This window comes from Tepidicaulis sp., from assembly GCF_965222285.1.
GTDB lineage: Bacteria > Pseudomonadota > Alphaproteobacteria > Parvibaculales > Parvibaculaceae > Tepidicaulis.
In genome coordinates, this window is record NZ_OZ244942.1 from 494,041 (window position 1) to 518,553 (window position 24,513).

The 24,513-nt window shown below is 60.7% G+C and carries 27 protein-coding genes; 14 read left to right on the forward strand and 13 right to left on the reverse strand.

The features are described from left to right. Positions 1-10: 10 nt before the first annotated feature. Together ACOQOT_RS02270 and ACOQOT_RS02275 are read right to left on the reverse strand one after the other, a co-directional pair. Positions 11-169: an entericidin A/B family lipoprotein gene (locus tag ACOQOT_RS02270; protein ID WP_420560761.1), complete on the reverse strand. Its 159-nt coding sequence runs from the start codon at positions 167-169 to the stop codon at positions 11-13. A 57-nt stretch (positions 170-226) separates the two neighbouring features. After that, the gene (locus ACOQOT_RS02275) at positions 227-412 is read right to left on the reverse strand and encodes a hypothetical protein (protein ID WP_420560762.1); all 186 of its coding nucleotides are present in this window, start codon (positions 410-412) and stop codon (positions 227-229) included. A gap of 137 nt (positions 413-549) precedes the next feature. Between ACOQOT_RS02275 and ACOQOT_RS02280 the strand changes: the two genes are divergently transcribed. Further along, positions 550-726, forward strand: coding sequence for a DUF1328 domain-containing protein (locus ACOQOT_RS02280; protein WP_420560763.1), 177 nt, complete (start codon positions 550-552; stop codon positions 724-726). Between the two features lie 63 nt (positions 727-789). On the opposite strand, the gene ACOQOT_RS02285 is transcribed toward ACOQOT_RS02280, so the two are convergent. Continuing rightward, positions 790-1,368, reverse strand: a complete 579-nt coding sequence (locus ACOQOT_RS02285) for a MarR family winged helix-turn-helix transcriptional regulator (RefSeq protein ID WP_420560764.1) — start codon at positions 1,366-1,368, stop codon at positions 790-792. Between the two features lie 143 nt (positions 1,369-1,511). On the opposite strand from ACOQOT_RS02285, the gene ectA reads away from it, so the two are divergent. The 4 genes from ectA (at position 1,512) to ACOQOT_RS02305 (ending at position 5,346) form a co-directional block, all read left to right on the forward strand. Continuing rightward, a complete protein-coding gene (gene ectA, locus ACOQOT_RS02290) occupies positions 1,512-2,069 on the forward strand; it encodes a diaminobutyrate acetyltransferase (protein ID WP_420560765.1) in 558 nt (185 codons plus the stop codon). Positions 2,070-2,112: 43 nt separating this feature from the next. Continuing rightward, positions 2,113-3,441, forward strand: coding sequence for a diaminobutyrate--2-oxoglutarate transaminase (gene ectB, locus ACOQOT_RS02295; RefSeq protein WP_420560766.1), 1,329 nt, complete (start codon positions 2,113-2,115; stop codon positions 3,439-3,441). Between the two features lie 9 nt (positions 3,442-3,450). Beyond that, the gene (locus ACOQOT_RS02300; RefSeq protein ID WP_420560767.1) at positions 3,451-3,837 is read left to right on the forward strand and encodes an ectoine synthase; all 387 of its coding nucleotides are present in this window, start codon (positions 3,451-3,453) and stop codon (positions 3,835-3,837) included. Between the two features lie 75 nt (positions 3,838-3,912). Beyond that, complete coding sequence (locus tag ACOQOT_RS02305; protein WP_420560768.1) at positions 3,913-5,346, forward strand: sodium/proline symporter; 1,434 nt, start codon at positions 3,913-3,915, stop codon at positions 5,344-5,346. A 27-nt stretch (positions 5,347-5,373) separates the two neighbouring features. On the opposite strand, the gene ACOQOT_RS02310 is transcribed toward ACOQOT_RS02305, so the two are convergent. Further along, positions 5,374-6,354 (reverse strand): sterol desaturase family protein, encoded by a 981-nt coding sequence (locus tag ACOQOT_RS02310; protein WP_420560769.1) that lies wholly within the window; start codon positions 6,352-6,354, stop codon positions 5,374-5,376. Beyond that, entirely contained in the window at positions 6,351-6,806 is a 456-nt protein-coding gene (locus ACOQOT_RS02315) for a hypothetical protein (RefSeq protein ID WP_420560770.1), read from the reverse strand. Before ACOQOT_RS02315 ends, ACOQOT_RS02310 begins: the two co-directional genes overlap by 4 nt. Positions 6,807-6,914: 108 nt before the next feature. Here ACOQOT_RS02315 and ACOQOT_RS02320 point away from each other — a divergent pair, with 108 nt between their 5' ends. After that, on the forward strand, positions 6,915-7,829 hold the full coding sequence (locus ACOQOT_RS02320) for a LysR family transcriptional regulator (RefSeq protein ID WP_420560771.1): 915 nt from the start codon (positions 6,915-6,917) through the stop codon (positions 7,827-7,829). A gap of 60 nt (positions 7,830-7,889) precedes the next feature. On the opposite strand, the gene ACOQOT_RS02325 is transcribed toward ACOQOT_RS02320, so the two are convergent. Together ACOQOT_RS02325 and ACOQOT_RS02330 are read right to left on the reverse strand one after the other, a co-directional pair. After that, complete coding sequence (locus ACOQOT_RS02325) at positions 7,890-9,431, reverse strand: flavin-containing monooxygenase (protein ID WP_420560772.1); 1,542 nt, start codon at positions 9,429-9,431, stop codon at positions 7,890-7,892. 135 nt (positions 9,432-9,566) lie between these two features. Then, positions 9,567-10,268 carry an SDR family NAD(P)-dependent oxidoreductase gene (locus ACOQOT_RS02330; protein ID WP_420560773.1) on the reverse strand — a complete coding sequence of 234 codons (702 nt, stop codon included), beginning with the start codon at positions 10,266-10,268 and terminating at the stop codon, positions 9,567-9,569. A 154-nt stretch (positions 10,269-10,422) separates the two neighbouring features. On the opposite strand from ACOQOT_RS02330, the gene ACOQOT_RS02335 reads away from it, so the two are divergent. The 3 genes from ACOQOT_RS02335 to ACOQOT_RS02345 are packed head-to-tail and all read left to right on the forward strand — an operon-like array spanning position 10,423 to position 13,282. Next, the gene (locus ACOQOT_RS02335) at positions 10,423-11,169 is read left to right on the forward strand and encodes a (Fe-S)-binding protein (protein ID WP_420560774.1); all 747 of its coding nucleotides are present in this window, start codon (positions 10,423-10,425) and stop codon (positions 11,167-11,169) included. 5 nt (positions 11,170-11,174) lie between these two features. Then, positions 11,175-12,620 carry a LutB/LldF family L-lactate oxidation iron-sulfur protein gene (locus ACOQOT_RS02340; protein ID WP_420560775.1) on the forward strand — a complete coding sequence of 482 codons (1,446 nt, stop codon included), beginning with the start codon at positions 11,175-11,177 and terminating at the stop codon, positions 12,618-12,620. Further along, complete coding sequence (locus ACOQOT_RS02345) at positions 12,617-13,282, forward strand: LutC/YkgG family protein (RefSeq protein WP_420560776.1); 666 nt, start codon at positions 12,617-12,619, stop codon at positions 13,280-13,282. Before ACOQOT_RS02340 ends, ACOQOT_RS02345 begins: the two co-directional genes overlap by 4 nt. Here the strand turns inward: ACOQOT_RS02345 and ACOQOT_RS02350 are convergent. Both ACOQOT_RS02350 and ACOQOT_RS02355 read right to left on the reverse strand, forming a co-directional pair. Further along, the gene (locus ACOQOT_RS02350; protein WP_420560777.1) at positions 13,275-13,979 is read right to left on the reverse strand and encodes a copper resistance protein B; all 705 of its coding nucleotides are present in this window, start codon (positions 13,977-13,979) and stop codon (positions 13,275-13,277) included. The two genes, ACOQOT_RS02345 and ACOQOT_RS02350, sit on opposite strands and share 8 nt — an antisense overlap. 3 nt (positions 13,980-13,982) lie before the next feature. Next, positions 13,983-15,758, reverse strand: coding sequence for a copper resistance system multicopper oxidase (locus ACOQOT_RS02355; protein ID WP_420560778.1), 1,776 nt, complete (start codon positions 15,756-15,758; stop codon positions 13,983-13,985). Positions 15,759-15,914: 156 nt separating this feature from the next. Here ACOQOT_RS02355 and ACOQOT_RS02360 point away from each other — a divergent pair, with 156 nt between their 5' ends. The 3 genes from ACOQOT_RS02360 (at position 15,915) to ACOQOT_RS02370 (ending at position 19,433) form a co-directional block, all read left to right on the forward strand. Further along, complete coding sequence (locus tag ACOQOT_RS02360; RefSeq protein ID WP_420560779.1) at positions 15,915-18,239, forward strand: heavy metal translocating P-type ATPase; 2,325 nt, start codon at positions 15,915-15,917, stop codon at positions 18,237-18,239. 86 nt (positions 18,240-18,325) lie between these two features. After that, positions 18,326-18,985, forward strand: coding sequence for a TetR/AcrR family transcriptional regulator (locus ACOQOT_RS02365; RefSeq protein WP_420560780.1), 660 nt, complete (start codon positions 18,326-18,328; stop codon positions 18,983-18,985). A 31-nt stretch (positions 18,986-19,016) separates the two neighbouring features. Continuing rightward, the gene (locus ACOQOT_RS02370) at positions 19,017-19,433 is read left to right on the forward strand and encodes a DUF1330 domain-containing protein (RefSeq protein ID WP_420560781.1); all 417 of its coding nucleotides are present in this window, start codon (positions 19,017-19,019) and stop codon (positions 19,431-19,433) included. A gap of 3 nt (positions 19,434-19,436) precedes the next feature. Here ACOQOT_RS02370 and ACOQOT_RS02375 read toward each other — a convergent pair whose 3' ends face one another. The 3 genes from ACOQOT_RS02375 to ACOQOT_RS02385 all read right to left on the reverse strand — a co-directional run bounded on the left by ACOQOT_RS02375 (position 19,437) and on the right by ACOQOT_RS02385 (position 22,584). After that, positions 19,437-20,321 (reverse strand): alpha/beta fold hydrolase, encoded by an 885-nt coding sequence (locus ACOQOT_RS02375; protein WP_420560782.1) that lies wholly within the window; start codon positions 20,319-20,321, stop codon positions 19,437-19,439. A gap of 104 nt (positions 20,322-20,425) precedes the next feature. Next, complete coding sequence (locus ACOQOT_RS02380; RefSeq protein ID WP_420560783.1) at positions 20,426-21,766, reverse strand: ATP-binding protein; 1,341 nt, start codon at positions 21,764-21,766, stop codon at positions 20,426-20,428. A 104-nt stretch (positions 21,767-21,870) separates the two neighbouring features. After that, positions 21,871-22,584, reverse strand: a complete 714-nt coding sequence (locus tag ACOQOT_RS02385; RefSeq protein ID WP_420560784.1) for a response regulator — start codon at positions 22,582-22,584, stop codon at positions 21,871-21,873. A 210-nt stretch (positions 22,585-22,794) separates the two neighbouring features. On the opposite strand from ACOQOT_RS02385, the gene ACOQOT_RS02390 reads away from it, so the two are divergent. Continuing rightward, on the forward strand, positions 22,795-23,304 hold the full coding sequence (locus ACOQOT_RS02390) for a Spy/CpxP family protein refolding chaperone (protein WP_420560785.1): 510 nt from the start codon (positions 22,795-22,797) through the stop codon (positions 23,302-23,304). A gap of 210 nt (positions 23,305-23,514) precedes the next feature. Beyond that, a complete protein-coding gene (locus ACOQOT_RS02395; RefSeq protein ID WP_420560786.1) occupies positions 23,515-24,180 on the forward strand; it encodes a TetR/AcrR family transcriptional regulator in 666 nt (221 codons plus the stop codon). A gap of 10 nt (positions 24,181-24,190) precedes the next feature. Here the strand turns inward: ACOQOT_RS02395 and ACOQOT_RS02400 are convergent, their stop codons facing one another. Beyond that, positions 24,191-24,490 carry a putative quinol monooxygenase gene (locus ACOQOT_RS02400; RefSeq protein ID WP_420560787.1) on the reverse strand — a complete coding sequence of 100 codons (300 nt, stop codon included), beginning with the start codon at positions 24,488-24,490 and terminating at the stop codon, positions 24,191-24,193. Positions 24,491-24,513: the final 23 nt, after the last annotated feature.

A 24,513-nucleotide genomic window follows, 5' to 3' on the forward strand; every position in this document is an offset into this window, starting at 1 on the left:
GGCGGCAGACTTAATGCTTGGCCTCTTCGGCCTCCCTCGAAATGGCGTCACCGGCTTGTTCCATATCCTGGCCGAACCCTTCCACCGTGTTGCAGGCGCCGAGGGTCAGGGAAGAGGCAATGAGCCCGAAAGCCAGAAACGCTTTCACCGTTTTTTCAAGCATAGACATGACAAATTCCTTTCATGGAAGGCAAACGGTCTAGTCATCAGAGGGGCGCGGCTACCTTTACGGATTGTTGCCGTCGTCCAGGTCTTCGGTCGCCTCATCCATGGCATCGCCCATTTCTTCCGCCGTTTCGTCGATGCTTTCCCCGGCCCGTTCGGCGGGACCTTCTTCTTCACAGGCGGCAAGCAGCCCGCCGCTCAAAAGAAGAGCGGCAAGCGTAGCAGAGAGTTTGGCATTCGGTTTCATAGCGCTGCTCCGTTTTGCGTCGTTGTAACTGTCAGCACGATTAACGGAGGAGGGGGCGTGAGGTTCCCGTGTTTTAGGCCGCGGAACCTCTCACGGCCCCATGCGTTGTTAAAGCCAAGAAGCACAAGGAGATTTTCATGCTTGGATGGGCTTTGACATTTTTTATCATCGCGATCATCGCCGGTGTCTTCGGCTTCGGCGGTGTCGCATCCGCCGCCACGGGCATTGCGCAGATTCTGTTCTTTATCTTCCTGGCACTGCTCGTGATCTCGCTGATCGCGCACGCCGTGCGCGGCAGACCGCCGCCGGTCTAAGCCGGAGGCGCTGAAAAGGTGAAAGGCCGGTCCGTTATTTAAAGGCGGGCCGGCTTTTCCGTTTCAGTGAGGTTGATGCTTTTCGGTGCGGTCGAGCGCGCCGACGGAGAGCACGGGCGAGGCATCGAGCTCCCCGGCATCCAGCATGCTTGCCACCCGCTGAAGCGCGGCGAGGATGAAGGATTGTTCCCAATCTTCCAGCTGGTCGAACTGCACGATGAACCGTTCCTGCAGGATGGTGGGCGCCGCTTCGATCATGGCGCTGCCTTCCTCGGTCAGGTAAAGCTCGACGCGCCGCCGGTCTAGATCGGAGCGTTTGCGCTGCACGAGGGTGCGGCTTTCCAGTTTATCGATGAGCGCCGTCACCGTTGCCTGGCGCAGCGACACGCGTTCGGCCAGCTTGGTGATGGTCAGCCCCGGCGAGCGCTTGAGCAGCTGCATGACGACGAGCTGGGAGGTGGTCAGGCCCGTCTGCTTGGCCAGCTGACGCCCGTCCATATCCGTCGCCCGGATGATCTGACGAAGGGCGACAAGGGCGTCGGCCGCCAATTTCGATTCCATAGACATCTCCACAAGTTCGCGCAGCGTGCGGGCGCGCGCATCGGAATCCTGCCATTTCCGTTCATTTGAGGTGAGTGTCAAGGACCTTGTTCCCTTCCTTCACGTTTGTTCAACCAATCAAACAGATATATAGATTGAAAATATAGATCAATGGTGTATTTAAAAGGGCGTCGGGAGACAAATGGCGGAAAAAAGCCATTTTTTCCGATTAAAAGTTTAGATAATTGATTGAAAAGCAACGAGATTCGACGGTGGCACAAGCAAAACCCATAGATTCCCCGAAGGAATCGCCCGCAGATGACGGCCTTGTTCTAAGGGCTCCGGCTGCAGAAGATGGGTACCGTGTTCACGATTTGATCGCAAATTGCAAGCCGCTGGACGAAAACTCGCTTTATTGCAATCTGCTGCAGTGCTCCGATTTTCAGGACACCTGCGCGATTGCCGAAAAAGACGGGGAAGTGATCGGTTTTCTCTCCGGTTACTGCCCGCCGAAAAAGCCGGACACGTTTTTCGTCTGGCAGGTGGCGGTTTCGGAAAAGGCACGCGGCCTCGGCCTGGCGCGCCGGATGATGCTGGACATCGTTGCCCGCCACAAAGATGTGAAATTTATCGAAGCAACGATCACCGAGGACAATGAAGCGTCCTGGGCGTTGTTCAGAGGGACTGCCAAGAAGCTCGACACCGAGTTTCAGTCCTTCCCGCGGTTCGACCGCGAGCGTCATTTCAACGGACGGCACGATAGCGAGTTTGCCATCAAGATTGGCCCCTTCGCCGTCCAATAAAAATAAAGTCTTTCAGGGGCACAAACGAGAGAGGACTTAGTCCATGAATCCCTTAGCTGCTGTTTCGGATGTCGACGATAGTGACACTTCCATCTTCGCCCGGAAGGAATCGAACGTGCAGACCTATGCGCGTTCCTTCCCGGTGGTGTTCGGAAAGGCGCAAGGCGCGCATCTTTATGACGTGGACGGCAAGGAATATATCGATTTTCTGGCCGGCGCGGGCACGCTCAACTACGGGCACAACAACCCGGAACTGAAGAAGAAGCTGCTCGAATATATCGAGGCGGACGGTATCGCCCACGGCCTCGATATGCACACGGACGCCAAGGAACAGTTCCTCGAAGCGCTTGAAGAGTTGATTCTCAAGCCGCGCGGCCTCGACTATATGGTCCAGTTCACCGGCCCGACGGGCGCCAATGCCGTGGAAGCGGCGATGAAGCTTGCCCGTAAGGTGACGGGCCGCCACAACATCATCTCCTTCACCAACGGCTTTCATGGCGTAACCATGGGCGCGCTCTCGGCGACGGGGAACGGCCATCACCGCGGCGGCGCGGGCCTGCCGCTTGCCGGCGTCACGCGCATGCCCTTCGCCAATTACCTCGGCGAAGATGTGGACACGATCGACGTCTTGGAAAAAATGGTGACAGACCCCTCAAGCGGCGTCGATATGCCGGCCGCCGTCATTTTCGAGGCGGTGCAGGGTGAAGGCGGTCTCAATGCCGCCAGCATGGACTGGATCAAGAAGCTGGCCGCTTTCTGTAAGCGCCACGACATTCTGCTGATCTCCGACGACATTCAGGCAGGCTGCGGGCGCACCGGCACCTTCTTCAGCTGGGAACCGGCCGGCATCACGCCGGATATCGTCACGCTGTCGAAATCGCTGAGCGGCTACGGTCTGCCCTTCGCCATCGTGCTGATCAGCTCCGAGCTCGATATCTGGAAGCCGGGCGAGCATAACGGCACCTTCCGCGGCAACAACCACGCCTTCGTCACCGCGACGGCGGCGCTTAAGACTTATTGGAAGGATGACAGCTTCGCCAAAAGCGTGCGTGAGAAAGGCGACTATATTACCAAGCGCCTCAACGCCATCATCGATAAGGCGGGCGGCATCGATCTGAAGCTGAAAGGCCGCGGCATGATGCAGGGCATCGAATGCCCGACCGGCGAGTTCGCCAGCGAAGTGACCTCGCGCTGCTTCAAGGAAGGCCTGATCATCGAGACGGCGGGCCCGAACGATGAAGTCGTGAAGTGCCTCATTCCGCTCATCATCGATCAGGCGACACTTGAAAAGGGTCTCGATATTCTCGAGAAAGCCTTTGCCGAGGTCGTGCAGGTCGCCGGCCGGAAAAAGCATCTCGTCTCTGTAGCTTAAGGAAGAAGAATGATCGTCAGAACGCTTGAAGAAGCCGAAAAAACCGACCGTAAGGTTCAAAGTAAGACCTGGGACAGCGTCCGTCTTCTTTTGAAAGACGACAATATGGGCTTCTCGTTCCATATCACGACCCTTTATGCAGGCACGGTTACCCGCATGCATTACAAGAACCATCTGGAATCCGTGTACTGCATGGAAGGCGAGGCGGAGATCGAAACGCTTGCCGACGGCAAGAAATATCAGATCAAGCCGGGCACGATTTACATTCTGGACCAGCACGATGAGCACATCCTGCGCGTCCATAAGGAAGTGAAAATGGCCTGTGTTTTCAATCCGCCTGTTACAGGACAGGAAGTGCACGATGAATCCGGGGCTTACCCGCTTGTTGTGGATTGATCATAAACGCTTCGAGAAAGCCTCCCGCCCCGAAAAATGGCGGGGGGCTTTTTCACTTTGCGGGAAGGGGGCACCGTGATTGTTATCAGCTTCGTCGTTTGTCTGGGCCTGATCTTGATGATCGGGCTTTCGTCCGTTTTTCTCTCACGCGGCACGAAAAGCGATTATTACCTTGCGAGCCGTGACGTTTCGCCCATGTTCGTCGGCCTGTCGGCGGTGGCGACGAATAATTCTGGCTACATGTTCATCGGTGTGATGGGCTTTACCTACACGGTCGGCCTCAGCGCCATCTGGTTGATGGTGGGCTGGATCGTCGGGGACTTCGTCGCCTCGCTTTTCATTCACCGTCACCTGCGCCGCCGCTCGGAGGCGGAAAACGAAGTGACCTTCGCCGGAGCGATTTCTTCCTGGCATGGTACGAATTTCCGCCTGCTGCGCGTCTTGATTGCGCTGATCACGCTCGCCTTCCTCGGGGCTTACGCCGCTGCGCAAATGAGCGCGGGCGGCAAGGCGCTCCAGGCGCTGCTCGGCTGGCCGCCGGCAACGGGCGCCGTCATTTCAGCGGTCATGGTGGCCGGCTATTGCATGGCGGGCGGCATCCGTGCCTCGATCTGGACCGACGTTTTGCAGTCGGCCATCATGATCGTCGCCATGGTGCTGCTCGGCTATATCGCCATCAATGCCGCAGGCGGTATTGACGCCTCTTATGACAAGCTTGCCGCCGTACCGGGATTCCTCGACTGGTTCCCCTCGGATCTGCCGTTCGGGGATTTCTGGGGACCGGCGCTCTTTGCCCTGGGCTGGCTCTTTGCCGGTTTCTCAGTCGCCGGGCAGCCGCACATCATGGTGCGCTTCATGACGCTCGACAATGATGACCGGCTTGCCCATACGCGCGCCTGGTATTACGGCTTCTTCACGCTCTTTTACGGGCTGGCAACCGTCGTCGGTCTGATGACGAAGATCCATCTGCCCGATATCGGCGGCATGGACCCCGAGCTTGTGCTGCCCACCATGGCGATCGAACTGATGCCGCCGCTGCTTGTCGGGCTGATGCTGGCAGGGATTTTCGCGGCCACCATGTCGACGGCGGACTCGCTTGTCCTTAGCTGTTCATCCGCATTAACGCACGACCTGATGCCGCAGCGGATGGAAAAGCCGTTCCACCTCAAGCTCGTCACCATCATGATCACCGCCTTTGCGCTTGCCATTGCGCTCTCGGGCACGCAAAGCGTTTTCTCGCTGGTGATCCTCGCCTGGTCGCTTCTGGGCGCAAGCTTCGCGCCGCTTCTGGTGCTGCTCGCCCGCGATGTGAAGCTGAGCGAGCCGCACGCCATCATCATGGTGCTGGCGGGGGCCATGACGGTCATTCTCTGGCGCGAGCTTGGCTGGCAGTCCTACATCTTCGAAGGGATGCCGGGCATCATTGCTGGCTTTGCCGCCTTCGGCATCTACCGGCTTTTCGCCGGGGAGTATGAACCGGCGGAAAAAGCCCAGCAGGATACCGCTTAAAGCAGGATACCGCTTATAAAGAACCGCTCACGCCCGCAGGGGAAGCTCCGCGCTTTTCTCTGCGGGCGGCGCGCTCAGCGCCGGCAGGCCGGGCTGTCCGGCTTCTTCCGGGTGCGCGCGTACATAGTCTTCCTTCAGCGCTTCCGAACTCAGCCGGCTGCCGTCATGGCTCCAGCCGGGCGGGGCGAAGAGATAAAGCAGCCGGTCCCTCATGCTCCGGCCTCTTGCAAAGACGTCTTTGCCGATCCCCACATATTCATGAAAGCCGATCCGCAGCGGGTTGAACGTGCCGAGCGATTTGACAATGCCGTAGCGCACCTCTTCGCGCTCGGTCTCAGGCACGAATGTACCGAAGAGCCGGTCCCAGATGATCAGCGTGCCCGCATAATTCGCATCGAGATAGCGCGCGTTCCGTCCGTGATGCACCCGGTGATGGGACGGCGTGTTGAACAGCCATTCGATGGGCCGGGGCAGTTTCCCCACGGCTTCGGTATGGATGAAGAACTGATAGACGAGATTGAAGGAATAGACGAAGGCGATCGCCGCCGGATGAAAGCCGATCAGGACGAGCGGCATGCGCAGCAACACCAGGCCGGAAATCGGCCCCGTCCAGGACTGGCGCAGCGCCGTTGAAAGATTGAAGTGCTGGCTTGAATGGTGCACCACATGCGCCGCCCAAAACCAGCGCGAGCGGTGCATCAGCCGGTGCGCCCAGTAATAGCGCATGTCGTCGATGATGAAGCAAAGAACGAGCGCCCCCGCCGAAAAGCCGATCGTCATGACGCGGTAATCGTAAAGCACGAGCAGAAGATAATAGCCCGCCCCGCCGAGCGCCGCGCCGAAGAAGACGCTGCCCACGCCCATGATGAGGCTCGCCGCCGTATCGCGCGTCTCATAAACGCCTTTGACGCGCCCGAACAGGATCAGCGTCATCTCCAGCAGAATGGCGCCGATGAAAATGGGTGCTGCCAAAGTGGACGCATCGGGAAAGGAAGGAACTTCGGTCATATCGCGGCCTTTGGGGATGTTTGAGGAGAGACGCGGCTGGGCGCGCCGAGCAGCCTGCTCAGTTTTTCTTCCCAGCGGGCGGCAAGCTCATCCCCAAGCTGCAGCGTGATGGCCGGGTCGGTGAAGTCGTCGAGTGTGATCTGAAGCGTGTCCGGTGCGGGCCGGGTAACGGCCTCGATATCGCCGGCGCCGAGCGCACGTGCCGCCCAGAAGGCGCCCATGTTCTGCAGCACGCCGATATGCCCTGCCTCCGAGAGCTCCAGCACGGCATCGCTTCCTGCCGTGCTCAAATTCACGGCCTTGATGTCGGCATCCGGATAATCGGTCAGGAAAAGCTGGCGCGCCTTTTCCTCGGTCAATGCCGCCCGCTTGGAAAGGCCAAGCAGGTGGAGAAGAAGAACGGTGCCGCCGATCAGGGCAGCGCTGAGGCCGAAGAAAAGCGGCAGGCTCATAAGGCGTCCAGGCGTTAGGCGTTTCCGGGTTTTTGAGTGTTTCATTTTCATTACACTCATTTATGTTGATTTATTATTGAGTTTTGAGAATGAATTGGTGCACGGTCCATGGATCTAAGGCAAATCCGCCATTTCGAGGCGCTTTACCGGCTGGGTTCTTTCCGCCTTGCCGCGGAAGAGCAGGGGCTGACCCATTCGGCGCTGACCCGTTCCATTCAGAAACTGGAAGAGGATCTGGGCGTGCGGCTCTTCGACCGCACGACCCGCGCCGTCCATCCGACCGCAGGCGCCGAGCGGCTCATGCCCCGTGCCCGCGCACTCCTGCAGGATGCCCGCGAGCTGACCCGGGAGGCGGGGCTCTTGAAAGGCGGGGAGGCGGGGCGCGTCTCGCTCGGCGCCGCGCCTTTGCCCACCGAGGCGCTGGTGCCGCCCGCCCTGGAGCGGCTCGTGAAGGCGGGGGACTGGCACGCGGAAATTTCCGTCGTCACCGATCATCAGGATGCGCTGATGCGCCGGCTCATGGACCGCGAGCTCGACATGGTGCTGCTCGGCGGGGTGAGCTTTCAGCCTATCGCCCATCAGGATGCGCTCACCATTCAGTTCCTCTCCAGCGAGCCTGCCGTCATTCTGGCGCGGCCCGATCATCCGCTCGTTCTTGCCGATGCGCCGTCGGAAGATTATCTCGACCATCTCTGGGCGGCGCCCCGGCTCTTTGCGGATGACTATGCGCGCTTTCCCGATTTCTTCCGCCAGGCGATGGAAGAGCGCGGCATTCCCCAGCTCCGGCTTGAAAACCTTTCCGCCTGCATCCGCCTTGCGCTCGATGCTCAGGTGCTGACCGGCGCGCCGCTTTCCGTTGCCCGGCGCATCGGGGAGACCGAGCGCGTGCATATGGCCGCGTTTCCCTTTCCCGTTACCTGTTCTTATGCGGTGCTGCGGGTGAAGGAACGCTCGCTCAGCCCGGCGGCGGAGCGCCTGCGTGAGGCCATCGTCGCGGCCGCGCGTGCTCTTGCAGCAGATTAGAAATAAAGAAGGGCCGCATGATACGCATGCAGCCCTTCGTGCCGTAGAGGAGGGGTTCTTCTAGTCGGCAGCTTGTAGATTGGGGGTCTTGCGGCGGCGTTTCACCGCTTGCACGAAATGCGCAAGATCGGCGCGGCGCATCTGCCACCAATATTTCATGGTGAAGCTCGACCAGTTATTGGTGATCTTGCCGCTTTCGGTCTTGTACCAACTCGTGCAGCCGCTCGCCCAAACGGACTTCTTGATGTCTTCCTGAAGCTGCGTGTTGAACGCGCTCATTGCATCGGGTTTGACATCCACATAGGCCAGATCCTTGCCGATCAGCGCCTGCACGCATTGCATGATGTAATTCACCTGGCATTCGATCATGAAGATAATCGAATTATGCCCGAGATTGGTGTTGGGCCCGTACATCATGAAGAAGTTCGGGAAGCCGGAAACGGCAACGCCGCGGTAAGCTTCCGCGCCCTCCCGCCAGGCTTCGTTCAGCGAGCGCCCGCCAAGGCCTTTGATTTCCATCGGGCAGAGAAAGTCCGTCGCCTTAAAGCCCGTGCCGTAGATGATGACGTCGGCCGCATGCGCTCTGCCATCTTTGCCAATGAGCGCGCCATCTTCCACGTGGTCGATGCCGGCGGTCTCGACGCTCACATTGGGCCGCGCCATGGCGGGGAACCAGTCGTTCGAAAGCAGGATGCGCTTGCAGCCCGCCGGAAAGTCCGGCGTCAGTTTTTCGCGCAGCTCCGGGTCCTCGATATGGGTTTCGATTTCCTTGCGCGCGGCTTTTTCAAACAGCTTGCCGAAGAAACTGTCTTTCAGGAAGGCGAGGAAATTCCGCTCCAGCGTCAGATAGATCATATAGCGGTGGAGCTTGGCGAGCGCCGGAAAGCGCTTGAAGAGCGCCTTTTCAAGGCGCGTATAAGGCCGGTCCGCTTTCGGCACCACCCAGTTGGGTGTGCGCTGGAAAAGCGTGAGGTGCTCCACCTTCGGCGCGATTTCAGGCACAAACTGAATGGCGCTTGCGCCCGAGCCGACAACGGCGACCTTCTTGCCTGTCAGGTCGATGCCGTGATTCCAGCGGGCGGAGTGGAAGGCTGCGCCTTTGAAGTTTTCGATGCCCTCAAGATGCGGCGTGAATGGCTGGTTGAGCTGCCCGGCGCCGGAGATGAAAAGCGCGGCGCTTACCTCTTCCCCGTCCGTCATGCGGATGCGCCAGAGCGCTTCTTCTTCATCGAAGGCGGCTTCGGCGATTTCGGTGTTGAAACGGATATGGGGCAGGAGGCCGTATTTTTCCGCGCAGTGCTGGAAATAAGCCTCGATCTCCGGCTGGCGCGCGAACTTGCGGCTCCAGTCGTGCTTCGGCTCGAAAGAGAAGGAATAAAGATGCGAGGGTACGTCGCAGCCGGACCCGGGATAAGTATTGTCCCGCCAGGTGCCGGCGACGCTGCCTGCCTTCTCATAGATCGTGAAACTGTTGATACCGGCTTTTTTGAGCTGAATGGCCATGCAAAGGCCCGCCGCACCTGCGCCCAGAATGGCGATTTGCGGGGTGGCGGTGCCGGCTCTGGCTAAAGATGCGCTGTGTGTTGTGGGGGCAGCGTTCACCACATTCCTCCAAATGTCGGTTGCGGCGCGGCCGGGCGGTTTCAACGCTCATCCGGCCCGCGCTTGAGGCTTTATACAAACGCGGGCCTGCCCTCACAAGAATTTTTGGGGTATCACCCTAGAATTATTCCAATATTATACCCAGCCGTAAATCGGTACGACGGCGCCCGAGACCGAGGCGGCATCCGGATCGCAGAGCCCCAGCATCAGTTCGGCAATCGCGCCGGGCGTTACCCAGGTGGAAAAATCGGCCCCGGACATGGCCTCCCGGTTGGCGGGTGTGTCGATGATGGACGGCGCGACGGCATTGACCGCGATGCGCTCGTCTTTCAGCTCTTCGGCAAGTGCCGTCGTCAGCGCGGCGATCCCGGCTTTTGCCATCGTGTAGGCGGTGATATTCGCGCCCACGCGCGGCTCCAGCGCCGGGCGGGCGGAGACATTGACGAGCCGCCCGCCGGCCTTGCCCGCTTTCATATTGGCCGCAGCTTCCTTGCAGCAAAGATAGGCGCTGACCGCATTCATCTCGAACTGCTGGCGCAGGGTCGCTGCATCCGTCTCGCTAATGGGCGCAAAGGCAAAGCCGCCGGCAATATGGATGGAGGCCCAGAGCGGGGGGAGTTTCGCGTAGAAGTCTTTGACCGTCGCCTCATCCGAAAGGTCGATGCCGGTGGTGACGGAGACGGCTTCACCGAGCCCCAGCGCGGCTTTGTCCACCTCGCCTTCGATGGCGGGAATATGCATCGTGGCCCCTTCTTCCGTTAGCCGCTTGGCGACGACGCGGCCAAGAGCGCCGGTGCCGCCGGTCAGAGCGATGTTACGGCCAATTAAACGTCCCATGATTTTTCCTTTGCGCTTTAAGGCGGGTTTCCTCCGCGATAGCGAATGTTATGGCGAAGGGCAATGCCGCTGCGTCATTTTTTGCTATGCTGGGGCAAATCAGAAAGCCGGACCCAGGGAAACGGGAAAAACCGGGCCGGCCGGGAGGACCTTTATGCCGCTTGCATCCGCCGCCTCGAAAAAGGTGGGGCTCTTTGCCACCTGCCTTGTGAACACCATGCGCCCGCGCGTCGGCTTTGCCGCGCTCAAACTGCTGGAAGAGGCAGGCTTTGAAGTGGCGGTGCCGAAAGAACAGACCTGCTGCGGCCAGCCCAATTACAATAGCGGCGACAGGAACGGCGCCCGCGCCATGGCCGAGCATTTCCTGAAAACCTATGAAGGCTTCGACTATGTGGTCGTGCCCTCGGGCTCCTGCGGGGCGATGGTGCGCGTGCATTACCCGAAACTTTTTGAGGAAGGTGATCCGCTGAAGCCCCGCATGGAGGCGCTTGCCGGACGCACTTATGAACTGGTGAGCTTCCTGAGCGATGTGGTTGGCATCGAGCTTGCGCCTGCTGCAGCACCTCTTTCCGTTACCTATCACGACGCCTGCTCGGGTCTGCGCGAGCTTGGCATCAAGGCCCAGCCTCGCGCGCTGATCGGCCAGAAGAAGTGCGAGGTGAAGGAAATGGAAGATGCGGAAGTCTGCTGCGGCTTCGGCGGGCTTTTCTGCGTCAAATATCCGGAAGTCTCGGGCGAGATGGTGCGGCGGAAATCCGAAGCCGCTCTTGCTTCCGGTGCGGACGCGCTGGTGACGGGAGATGTCGGCTGCCTCTTGAACATGGAAGGCGCGCTTCTGCGCGAGGGCAAGGAGATAAAGGCGCTGCACATTGCCGAGCTTCTTGCGGATATGACGGAGTAAGCCCCATGCATGTCACAACGGAGAAATTCCACGGCCGCGCGAAAGAAGCCATCGCCAATAAGAACTTGCAGGGCGGGCTTTTCATCATCGGCAAGATTTTCACCGCCATGCGCGATCATGCCATGGCGCAAATGCCCGAATTCGACGCGCTGCGCGATCAGGCCCGCGACATCAAGCGACACACGCTGGAAAATCTCGACGCTTATCTGCAGCAGTTCGAACAGCGTGTGATCGAAAATGGCGGGCGCGTGCATTGGGCCCGCGACGGGGAGGAAGCGAACCGCATCATCGCGCAGCTTTGTAAGGAAGTGGACGCGCAAACCGTCATCAAATCGAAATCCATGGTGACCGAAGAACTGGAGCTTAACCCGGCCCTGGAGGCTGAAGGGCTGACCGTCACCGAAACCGATCTTGGCGAATACATCATTCAATTGCGCGGGGAAAAACCCTTTCACATCGTCGCCCCCGCCTGGCACCTGACGGCGGGCGAGGTGGCCGACACGTTCTATGAAGCGCACAAGGCCCATGGCCGCACCGAGCGCGTGGAAGACAAGGTCAAGCTTGTGGAAGAAGCGCGCATCGTGCTGCGCGAGCGCTTCAAGAAGGCGGATGTCGGCATTACCGGCGCAAACTTCCTCATCGCTGAGACCGGCTCCATCGCGCTGGTGACGAATGAAGGCAATGCCGATCTCTGCGCCACCTTGCCGCGCAAGCATATTGCCGTGACGGGGATCGAGAAGATCATCCCAACACTCGATGATTTGGCGCTCTTCTGGCGCGTGCTGCCGCGCTCGGCGACGGGCCAGGACACGGCGAATTATCTCTCGCTTTATTCCGGCCCCCGGCGGGAAGGCGATGCGGATGGGCCGGAAAGTTTCGACATCGTGCTCGTGGATAATGGCCGCTCGGACATGCTGGGCACGGCGGTGGAGGACATGCTGCGCTGCATCCGCTGCGGGGCTTGCCTTAATGCTTGCCCGGTTTTTACCAGCGTCGGCGGGCAGACCTATGGCTCGGTCTATTCAGGGCCCATGGGCTCGGTTCTCACCCCGGCGCTGACCAGCGTTTCGCAGGCCGCCATGCTGCCCAATGCCTCCACCTTCTGCGGCAAGTGCGAGGAGGTGTGCCCCGTGCGCATTCCGCTTCCTTCCATGATGCGGCATTGGCGCGAGGAAGAGTTTTCCAAACATTATTCCCCTGCCGCCCAGCGCTGGGGGCTTGGGCTTTGGGCCTATGCCGCCCGCACGCCCTGGGCCTACAGGCTGGCGACCACATGGGGCCGCAAAGTTCTGGCGCTGATGGGCGGCAAGGAACGCGTTGCCCATGCCTTGCCTTTTATCGGCAAGGGATGGAGCGAAAAGCGCGATTTGAATGTGGGCGAAGGCGCGACCTTCCTGGAGCAATATGAGCGGCGCAAGAGCAGCGGCGGGGCGAAAGGAGAGCGGGTATGAGCGCGCGTGAAGATATTCTCGGCAAGATCGCCCGCTCGCGCGGCACAAGTGCCGGCACGGCAAAGCCTGCGCCGCTCCGCCCGGCGCTTGGCGCGAAAGAAGGCGGGGCGCGGCTTGCGCAGTTCTGCCATCTCGCCCTCTCGCTCGGCTGCACCATTGTGCCGGTGCGCGAAATGCGCGCCGTGCCCGCCTCGCTCGCCCATGCGCTTAGCGAGCAGAACCTGAAAGGCGATGTCTGGCTGAATGACGAGCCCGATCTGACGGCGCTTAGCTGGCAGGAAGCCGGGCTCTCGCTGCATAGCGAGCGCGGCAAAGACGATCTTGATGGGGTGATCTCCGTCACCGGCGCGCTTGCGGGCCTTGCCGAAACAGGCGCCGTCATCATGCAGTCAAGCGCCGTGCATCCGTTCGCCATGGGGCTTTTGCCGGATGTGCATGTCGCCGTGCTCCGGACCGATCAGATCGTGGCAGGCATGGAAGATATCTGGCCGCTCGCGCGCAAGGCGGGCGGCAACAGATTGCCGCGCGCGCTCTCGCTTGTCGGCGGGCCCTCGCGCACGGGCGATATCGAGGCAACCCTTGTGATGGGCGCGCACGGGCCCCGCTCCTTGCAGATCCTGCTTGTCGGCGAAGAGGCGGAAGCGGCGCTCGAGCCTAATTGAGCCAGAAGCGCAGCCCCGCCCGCACCACAAAACTATCGGGGTCTTCACCGGCGCGTTCGGCAATGTCGCGCGTACCTGAAAAAGTGCTGCGGTAATTGAAATCGAGATAAGGCGCGAATTTGCGCGTGATCTCGTAGCGCAGCTGCAGGCCCGTATCGATATCGGCAAGGCCGGAGGCCTTTTCCTGCGCGTCCACATCCTGGAAATAGAAATTGGCTTCGCCGTAAGGTTCCGCGATCAGGCGCTGGGTGATCAGAAGATCGTAAGAGACTTCCGCCCTGAAACTGCTGTCTCCTTCGTCGCTTAAAAAGAACGCCGCTTCCGTTTCGAAGAAGTAAGGCGCAAGCCCCTGCACGCCGAGAACCGCATAATGGGTGGGGTGCGGTTTGAAATCGTGCCGCACGCCGACCTGCACATCCCAGAAATCGGCCACGGGCTTGCTGTAAAGCAGTTGCACTTCCGCCTCATGCCAGGACCCGTCTTCCCATTCGCCTTCCGTTTTCAGCCAGGCGCGGTGACTGTCGTTGCCGAGCCAGCCTTCCCCTTCGAGGGTGACCTCGCGCTCCGCTTCTCCCCAATCGGCATAGTCGGTTTCAAGAGAGAAGTAATGGAAGAGCTGATCATCCTCCATGGCAAGCGCGGGCGCGCTCATCAGGGAAAGCCCGAGGATAGCGGCTATAAGCGTCTTCATGTTCATGGATCACGCTCCTTCCGGCAGTTCGGCCACCACGACCTTGCGCATCATGCCGGAGGCCATGTGATAGAGGAGGTGACAGTGGAAGGCCCATTCGCCGGGTTCGTCCGCCGTGATCTCTACCGAATAGCTGCGCCCAGGTCCCACATTGACGATGTGCTTGCGCGGCTGTTTCTCACGCGGCTGGCCGTTTTCCAGCTCGACGAACATGCCGTGCAAATGCATCGGGTGGTTCATCATGCTTTCGTTGATGAACGTGAGGCGGGCGCGTTCGCCGTAATTCAGTTTGATGGGCTCGGCGTCGGAGAATTTCTTGCCGTTGATGGTCCACAAATAGCGTTCCATCGTCCCGCCGAGCCGCACTTCGATTTCGCGCATGGGTGCGCGTAGATCGTCGTTGTCTTCAAGCGCCCGCAAATCGGCATAGGAAAGCACGCGCGCCCCTTCCGGCGCGCCCACGCTCGGCACCAGTTCATGATCGCGCGACAGGGCGGAAGGCGGCACGCTGTCATTCTTCATGGGCATGGCGCCATGGTCCATGTTCCCGTGATCCATGGTCTCGTGACCCATCGCCTCATGGTCCATCTCGCCATGGTCCATCTCGCCATGGTTCATCGAGCCATGATCCATTGTGTGGCTCATTTCTTCCTGAGGCATCTGGCTATGGTCCATGCTGCCGTGATCCATATCGCCATGATCCATGCCGGCATGGTGCATGCCCATATCGCTCATCGCGAGCTCGCCGCGCGGCCGCTGCTCTGGCCGGGGCAGGTTTGCGGGCGCGCCGTCCGTGCTCAGCGTACCGAGCGCAAAGCCGCTGCGGTCCATGGCCTCGGCGATAAGCTGCAAGGGCGCGGCGGAATGGGGCGTGACGATCACGTCATAGGTTTCGGCAACGGCGATGCGCAGCTCGTCCACGCTGACGGGCTCGACATTCTGCCCGTCCGCCTGCACGACCTGCAGCTTGTGACCGGGAATGCGGAAATCAAAATAGGTCATGGCCGAGCCGTTGATGAGGCGCAGGCGCACCCGCTCATGCGGTTTGAACGTGCCGGCCCAGGGCGTGCGCTCCGGTTGGCCGTTCATCAGGAACGTGTAGCCCGAGACATCGGCAATATCGCTCGGCATCATGCGCATCTCGCCCCAGGCGGCGCGTTCGGCAAGCGTTTCGCTGAAGCCTTCTTCGCTTGCCTCGCGGAAGAAGCCGAGCAGCGTGTTCTGTGCGTAATTGTAATAGTCGGGCATCGCTTTCAGGTTGGCATGCACCTGCGCCCCCCGTTCATCCGTCCAGTCGGAAAGAAAGATGACGTGCTCGCGGTCGGCTTTCACCGGATCTTCGCCCTTGGGGTCGATGACGAGCGGCCCATAGACCCCTTCTTGTTCCTGATAGGCGGAATGGGCGTGATACCAATAGGTGCCCGCCTGACGGATGGGAAACCGGTAGGTGAAGGTCTCGCCGGGCGCGATGCCCGGAAAGCCGTTAAAGCCGGGCACGCCGTCCATATCGCCGGGAAGCAGCAGCCCGTGCCAGTGAACGGAAGTCGGCACATCCAGCGTGTTCGTCACATGAATGGTGACCTCTTCGCCTTCCTCAAAGCGCAAAAGCGGCCCCGGCACCTTTCCGTTCACCGCAAAAGCCTCGGCTTTGCCGCCCGAGAAGGAGACCTCGGTTTCCCCGATCGTCAGCTCATAGGTACCCGCGGCTGTCGCAGTGGAAAGGCCGGCCGCCATGGCGATGCCGAGCCCCAACCCTTTCAGCCATCCGGCGTATTTTATCCGCATCTGCCTCTTCTCCGTCGAAAGTACGTGGTTGGGCGTAAGGTGAGGCTTCCCCTTACTGGAAGGTCAAGCGGCAAGCGGGTTTTGGCAAGGGCTTGACCTTCCAGTGGCTGGAAAGACTACATCTGAACCGTCACCATTAGGTTTCGAGGTAGTCCCATGTCCTGCTGCGCCCATCACGACCATTCCGCCGCCCCTCACGCGGGCACGGTGAAGGACCCCGTCTGCGGCATGGATGTGGATCCGGAAAAGACCGCGCATCGGGCGAAGGCGGAAGGGGAGAGGTATTATTTCTGCTCCGCCCGCTGCCTGGAAAAATTCGAGGCGGACCCCGCCCGCTATCTCCATCCGGAAGAGGCCGCGCCCGAGGACCCGGATGCTATTTATACCTGCCCCATGCATCCCGAGATCGAGCAGGTCGGTCCCGGCTCCTGCCCGATTTGCGGCATGGCGCTCGAGCCCAAAGAAGTAAGCCGCGATGCCGGGCCCAACCCGGAGCTTGTGGATTTTACCCGCCGCTTCTGGATCGGCCTTGTCTTGACTCTGCCGGTTTTCGTTCTGGAAATGGGTGCGCATCTTTTTCCGGGGCTTCATATTCTCCCCCCTGCGATGTCGAACTGGGTGCAATTCGCGCTGGCGACACCGGTGGTGCTTTATTCCGGCGCGCCGTTTTTCGAGCGCGGCTGGGCCTCGCTGCGCGGCATGAATTTCAACATGTTCACGCTCATCGCCATCGGCACGGGCGCGGCCTATCTCGCCTCCGTTACGGCGGTGCTCGCGCCCGGTCTTTATCCCGAAGCGTTTTTAGGAGAAGGCGGCACGCCGCCCGTCTATTTCGAAGCGGCCTCCGTCATCATCGTGCTCGTCCTGCTCGGCCAGGTGATGGAGCTGCGCGCCCGCGAGGCGACGGGCAATGCCCTGCGCTCTTTGTTGGACCTGACGCCTGAAACCGCGCTGCGCATCGAAGGCGGCAAGGAAGAAGAGATTGCGGCAAGCGAGGTGCGCGAAGGCGACAGGCTGCGCGTCAAACCGGGCGCCAAAGTGCCGGTGGACGGGCATGTCGTGGAAGGGCGCAGCACGATCGACGAATCCATGGTGACGGGCGAGCCGGTGCCTGCCGAAAAACAGGAAGGCGACAAGGTTATCGGCGGCACGGTCAATGGCCGCGGCGGCTTTGTGATGCAGGCCGATCATGTGGGCCGCGACACGCTCCTCTCGCGCATCGTGCAGCGCGTCTCCGATGCTCAGCGCTCGCGCGCGCCCATTCAGGGCCTCGCGGATAAAGTGGCCGGCTTTTTCGTGCCCGGCGTCATCGCCATTGCCGTCATCGCCGCCTTGATCTGGGGGCTATACGGGCCCGCGCCGTCGCTTTCCTATGCGCTTATCGTGGCGGTCTCCGTGCTCATCATCGCCTGTCCTTGCGCGCTTGGTCTTGCAACGCCCATGTCCATCATGGTCGGCATGGGCGAGGGGGCGAAAGCGGGCATTCTCATCCGCGATGCCGAAGCGCTGGAACAGTTCGAGAAGATCGAAACGCTGGTGGTGGATAAGACCGGCACTTTGACGGAAGGCCGTCCGAAACTCGTTCACATCGAAACGGTAGAAGGCGGGAACCGCGCCGAGCTTTTGCGCCTTGCTGCCAGCACCGAGCGGGCAAGCGAGCACCCTCTGGCGGACGCCGTACTGGCCGCCGCCGAAGAAGAAGGCCTCGAGCTTGAAGACGTGAGCGCCTTTGAAGCGGAAACGGGGCAGGGCGTGCGCGCTTCTCTTTCGGGCAAAAACGTGCTCATCGGCAATGCCCGCTTCATGAAGGCGAACAGCATCGATACGGACGCGCTGAAAGAGGCTGCCGTCCGGAAGGCGGAAGAGGGCGCGACGGTGATCTTTACGGCTCTGGAAGGCCGCGCCCTCGGCTTCCTGGCGATCAAAGACCCGGTAAAGGAAACGGCCCGCGAAGCGGTGGACGCGCTTCATGCGAGGGGCCTCAAGGTCGTTATGATGACCGGCGACGGCGAGGGCCCGGCCAAGGCCGTGGCGCGCGAGCTTGGCATCGATGAGGTGCATGCCGAGCTTCTGCCCGAAGACAAGCACCGCCTTGTCAGCGAAAGAACGGCGAAAGGCGAGCGGGTCGCCATGGCGGGCGACGGCATTAACGATGCGCCCGCGCTTGCTGCCGCGCATGTCGGTATCGCTATGGGCGACGGCTCGGATGTGGCGATGGAGACGGCAGCGGTCACGCTTTTGAACGGCGAATTGCTGGCGCTCGTCAAAGCCCATACGCTCTCGCGGAATGTCATGGCGAATATCCGCCAGAACCTCTTTTTCGCCTTTGTCTATAATGGCGCAGGCGTGCCGGTCGCCGCCGGTATTCTCTATCCGTTTTTCGGTATCCTGCTCAGCCCCATGATCGCGGCAGCGGCTATGTCGCTCAGCTCCGTTTCCGTGGTCGGCAATGCATTGCGCTTGAGGCGCCGCCCGCTTTAGTCTGGTCCTTGGCTCGCCATTGCGAGTCTCTGGGGCAGTCGCATGGGGCGATTGACGTGTTTAATGTTAGTCATTAATTTACTCTCATGGAAAATGTAAAACAGGACCTGCCGACACGGGTAAAGCTTATCCTGGCGGCTGAACGGCTGCTGGGCGAGCGCGGCTTTCAGCATGTGTCGGTGAAGGAAATTCTGGCGGCGGCGGGCCAGCGCAATGAAAGCGCGCTGCAATATCATTTCGGCTCCCGCGCCGGGCTCATCTCGGCGGTTTTCGCCTATAGGGTGGATCAGATCGAGGCGCGCCGCATCGAGCTTTTGAACGCACTGGAAGCGGAAGGACGCAGCGGCGATCTGCGCGCGGTCCTCGGCGCGGCGCTCGGCCCGCTTGTCGAGGTAATGGACAGCGAAGATAAATATTATCTTCTCTTTGCCGTGCAGGCGCTGTTCGATCCGAAATTCGATCTGCCGTCTTTCATCGAAGCACCCTCCATGGACGGGCTCGGCCGCGCCGTTTCCTGGATACGCGCGTCGGTGCCGGATCTGCCCGATCACGTTTTCGGGATGCGCCTGCGGCTTGCCATTGAAATGTCGATCGGTGCAATGGCACGTTGGATCAGGGCGGAAACGGTACCGGAGAGCCATGCGCAAGAACTGTTCGTCTCGAACTTGCTCGATACGGCGGAGGCCGTGCTGCGCGCGCCGCTTTCCGAGGAAACCGCCCGCATAATAAAACAAACCGCGTCTTAAAAAGGCGCGGGGTAAAAACAGGGAGGGCCCCATGGCTATCGCACCGACGGAAGACCAGCTCAACCGCTTCATGAAAGCCGATCAGGACGCCCCGCTCGTCATGATCAATCTTCTGAAATTTAAAGAGAAGGCGGACTATCCGGCGGGCACACCCGATAGCGACATTTCCGGCGCCGAAGCTTACGGGCGCTACGGCGCGGTGGCGCAGAAAAAGATCGAGGAAGTGGGCGGGCGCATCGTCTGGTCCGCGCCGCAGCACATGGTCATGATCGGCGACGACGCGGACGACCAATATGACGCCGCCGCTCTCGTCTTCTATCCCTCCCGCGCCGCCTTCCTGCGCATGGTCGCCATGCCCGATTATCAGGAAGCGGCGAAACACCGCGAGGCCGGCCTTGCTTTCCAGAAACTTCTGCAATGCGACGGCTCGGCGCTGGTGAACAGCTAAGCGTCAGTCTTTCAGGAAGTCTTCTGCCAGGCCCAGAAACTCTTCCAACCGGTCATGGTGCACCCAGTGACCGGCACCTTCCACATTCACCACCTTGGCGTTCTGGAAATGGGCGGCGCGGCCGTCCTTTTCCGGATCGCTCGCCCAGCTTTCCGTGCCGCGCACAAGAAGCGTCGGGCAGGTAATGCGCCCCCAAAGCTGCTCTGCTTCCTTCGGGCTGAAGCCGTTGGGCGAGAAGGCGCGCACGTAATTGTCGAATTTCCAGCTATAGGTGCCGTCCTCGTTCTGGCTGACGCCATGGACGGTGAGATGGCGCGCGCGCTCCGGGCTTAGATGCGGGTTCTCGCCCTGCATGCGCTTGAAGGCTTCCTCGATCGAGGCATAACGGCGCGGCAGGCGGCTGGAAAGACCGCGAATTTCTTCCACCCATTTGCGCAGGCGTTCATCGCGCGGCGTTTGCGAGCGCTCGGCAAGCATTTTTGGCGAGGGGCCGAGCCCTTCAATGGCGATCAGCTTCGAAACATTTTCAGGGTAAAGCCCCGCATAGCGCAGGCAGAGATTACCGCCGAAGGAATGGGCGATGATGCGCAGCGGCGCGAGTCCCTTTTGATGAATGAGCTGGGCGATGTCATAGACGAAATCCATCGGATCGTAGGTGCCGCCCACCATCCATTGACTGTCGCCATGGCCGCGCAAATCTGGCGCGATGATGTGATAATCCTTGCGCAGCGCTTCGGCGACCCAGTCCCAGTTGCGGCAATGGTCCCGCCCGCCATGGACAAGCAGCAGCGGCGGCGCGCCTTCATTGCCCCAATCGACATAATGCAGCCGAAGCCGCTGAGAGAAATAAGTATGGGACGTGGGTCCGTGCTCGATGAAAGATGTCATGGCGGCCTCTAAAATTTCGATGCGCGCACTTTACCGGAAGGCGGCGGCGCGCCCAACCGGCTTGACGGGGGTTTTGCCTTGCAAATGTGAAGGTGCGCCGGGCCTTACCCGGCAGGCGGCAGCGTAATGGTGACGGCAAGTCCGCCTTCCGGGCGGTTGGCAAGCGCAATCTCACCGCCATGGCGCAGGATGACGGTGCGGGCGATGGCAAGGCCGAGCCCGGTGCCGCCCGTCTCCCGGTTGCGCGAGCCTTCCACCCGGTAAAAGGGGCGGAAGACGTTCTCAAGCTGGGCATCCGGAATGCCGGGGCCTTCGTCTTCGATGCGAATCTCGATACCGCTCCCGTCTTTACGCAGGGTGACATGGGCGCGTTTGCCATAGCCAAGCGCATTGACGAGGAGATTGCGGAACGTGCGCCGCAGCTCCGTCGGCCCGCAGGGATAAGAAAGCCGGTCCGGCCCCTCATATGTCAGGCGCGGGGTTTCTTCGCTGCTGCCCTCGGCAGGAGCGCCGAGATCGCTGGCCAGTTCCTTCAGCATCAGCGCAATGTCGCAAGGCTCGCGCGTTTCCGTTTCCGCCTCGCCGCGTGCAAAGGAAATGGAGACATCGATCATGCTTTGCATTTCCTCGATGTCGCGGGCGGCTTTCTCGCGCTGCTCTTCCTCTTCGATGAATTCGGTGCGCAGCCGCAGCCGTGTCAGCACCGTGCGCAGATCGTGCGCAATGGCGGCGAGCATCAGATTGCGGTCGTCCACCATGCGCTGAATGCGTTTCTGCATGCCGTTGAAGGCGCGGCTTGCCCGGCGCAGCTCCCGTGAGCCCGTTTCGGGCAGGGGCGGGGCGTTCAAATCCTTGCCGAGCCTTTCCGCCGCGTCGGCAAAACGGCGCACGGGCCGGGCGAGCCGTTTGCCCGCCCAGAAGACCAGCATGAGAATGAGCAGCCAGAAAAGCGTGCGCGTGAACCAGCCGTCTTCATATTCATCGACGAAAAACGCTTCCACCGGCACCCGGAAGACCGCCCAATTGCCGTCTTCAAGCGCGATGGAGATAACGCCATGCCAGCGCCCGAGCGGTTCTTCCGCCATGCCGAAAATATAGCCCTCCCTGCCGAATTCGCGGTTGAGAAGGGCGAGCGCCTTCACATCCTCTTCGTCTTCGCCGATCTCGGCATCGAAACGTTCTTTCGGCTGAACCGGCTCCGGCGCAACCGAAACGATGAGCGCGACGCCGGTCAGCGCCTCCGCCAGGGCAGGGCGTTCGGCGGGCGGCGTCTTATCGATGACGCCCGTTGCCGCGATGACTTGCCGCGCGATGCGCATTTCCGGGCTTTGATCCACAGGCGGATCATCGGAAAGCATCCAATCGAAAATCTGGACGATGAAAAGCAGCAGCAGAATGGAAACGATGATGCGCCCGGCAAGCCCAAGTGCCATGTGTTTGCGCATGGCGCGGCTGCGTGCTTTCCAGTGTCCACGGCGGGGGCCATGGCGGCGCCCTTCACGGTTTGCCTTGCGCCGGACGCGGCGGTGCTCTTTGACGGAGCGGCGGGTCAATGGCGCACCACTTCGGCGGTCAGCATATAGCCGCCGCCCCGGATGGTTTTGATGAAGGCGGGGTTCTTGTGATCGGGCTCGATCTTTTTACGCAGCCGGCTGAGCTGCACATCGATGGAGCGGTCGAAAGGCGAGGCCATGCGTCCGCGCGTGATGTCGAGCAATTGGTCGCGGTTGAGGACGCGGCGCGGGCGTTCGAGAAAGGCGGCGAGAAGATCGAACTCCCCGGCGGTCAGCTCCACCAGCGCGCCTTCAGGGTCGGTAAGCGTGCGCCGCCCGGTATCGAGCCGCCAGCCCTCGAAGCCGAATATGAGCGCGGCGTTCGGCGCTTCTGCCGGGATACTCCGGCGCAGCACCGCCTTGATGCGGGCCAAAAGTTCGCGCGGGTTGAAGGGCTTGGCGATGTAATCATCCGCGCCCATCTCAAGCCCGACGATGCGGTCCATATCCTCGCCCATGGCGGTGAGCATGATGATGGGCAGCGCGCGCCCTTCCGTATTCAGCCTGCGGCAAATCGAAAGCCCGTCTTCGCCCGGCAGCATGAGATCGAGAATGGCAAGATCGAAAAGGCCGCTCTCGAGCGCCTTATCCATTTGCTTGGCATCGGCCGCCGCTGTGACCCTGTAGCCGTGCTTTTGCAAAAAGCCCGTCACCAGTTCGCGGATTTCCTTGTCGTCATCGACCAGCAGAAGATGTGCGCTTTGTTCCATGCCGCAAGCATAGCCTCCTTCCCCAAACAGAGTCTTGCCGCCATGTAACGAAGTGTAACGGGTCGCGGGGTGTGCGCCATCCTTCTCTTTCCCTTGCGTTACATTTCGTAAAACACGCGACATGCCTCGGAAACGCCGCCCCTTGATAGTGCCTCCCATCGGCGCTTGCCGGACATATGCGCACCGGCGCGAAACCTAAGGAGAGAGGGTATGGCTAGAATTGGGAGAACCTATGTTCTGGTGATTGCGAGCGCGTTATTGCTCGGCACGGTTTTCATTGTACTTAGTCAGAGTGAGCGGGCCTGGTCGGACGCGGGCCCGCCGCTTGTTGCCGCTTCCATCTTCGGGGCATCGCATGGCGGCTGGCGCCACCGGGGCGCGGGCCGGTTTTGCGAGGGCGGGGCCGAGCGGCATTTGGGCAAGCTGGAAGAATATGTAGATGCCTTTGGCGGCTTCACCGCGCCGCAGCGCGCCGCCTGGGATGAGCTTGTCGGCTCGCTGCGCGCCTCCGTTCTGCTTTTCAACGATGTCTGCGCCGAGCTGGAAACGGCGGAGCGTGAGAGCACGGCTCCCGGCCGTCTGGCACTTGCCGAAGAGGCCATTCAGGCGGCAGCGGCGGCGATGCAGAAAGTGCGCCCGAGCTTCGAGGCATTCTATGCCACGCTCGATGAGGATCAGCGCGCCTTGCTCGACCGCGCCTTCGCGCATGGCGAGCATTGAGCTGCGTCTGAGCGTCCTTACCACCAGGGAGAGCGCCGGTAGCGCGGCTCTCCCTGCGGCATGTGCGGCTCTCCCTGCGGCATGTAGAGGGGATTTGTCTTAAGACAGTCTCACATTGCAAATGCCGCTTGAATGCCGGCGGCTCTTAAGGCCGCAAATCCCTTTTCAATCCCGCCTGCGGAATGTATTCACATTAGGCGGGAGGATGAGATGGGGAATCGCAAACGCATCGTCGAGATGTGTCTGAATCTGATGAACGAAGAAGGTTCGCGGGCGGTCGGCACTTCGCGCATTGCGGACGAGCTCGGGATCAGCCCGGGCAATCTCTATTATCATTTCAAGAACCGCGAAGAGATCGTCATGGTCATCTATGAAGATCTCGATGCCGATTTCCGCGCCGCGCTGGTGGAAGATGTGCATGCGCCCATTTCACCGGAGCGCTTTGCCGGGTTCTTTCTGCGCACGCTTCAGGTTGCCTGGGAGTACCGCTTCTTTTTCGGCGGCATGCTGCATCTTTTACGCCGGGATGAAGAACTGGCGGCGCGCTATGCCGCGCTTCAGGCCTGGGCGATCGATGCGATCGAGACTATTCTCAGGCAACTGATCAAGGATCGCAGTCTAACCCGTCCCAAGGCGAAGACGGGCCTGCGCTCCATGGCGATCAATCTGTGGATCGTCTGGAGCAACTGGATCCGCTTCGTGCAGGTCTCCGATCCGAAAGGAGATGTCCGGCGCGACCATCTCATTCAAGGGGTCGGGCAGCTTCTCGATATTCTCGAGCCTTATCTCGACCCAAGCTTTGAAAAAGCAGGACGGCGCGTGCTCACCCGCGAGCTGAAAAAATTCGCCGAGGAAGCCGCCGACCCTGCCTCTTGAAGAAGAGGCTTCAGAGCTTCTTGAAGCCTTCGGTCTCCGCTTTCTTTACATCCGCGCCCAGCACCTTGAGCTTGGAAAGACCTTCGTTGAATTTGGTCATATGCGGCTGTTTGAAATGGGTCTGCAGCGCCGCTTCGTCTTCCCATTCTTCGTAGATGCGGAAGCGGGCCGGATTTTCGATATCCTGATAGAAGGCGTATGAAAGGCAGCCTTTTTCCGCGCGCGTTGCTTTGGCCATGGCGCCGGCAAGTTCTTTGGCCGGTGCGATGCTGCCTTCATCGAGATCGATGGTGCCCGTTACGATAATCATGGCTGCCTCCCTAAAAGCTGCCC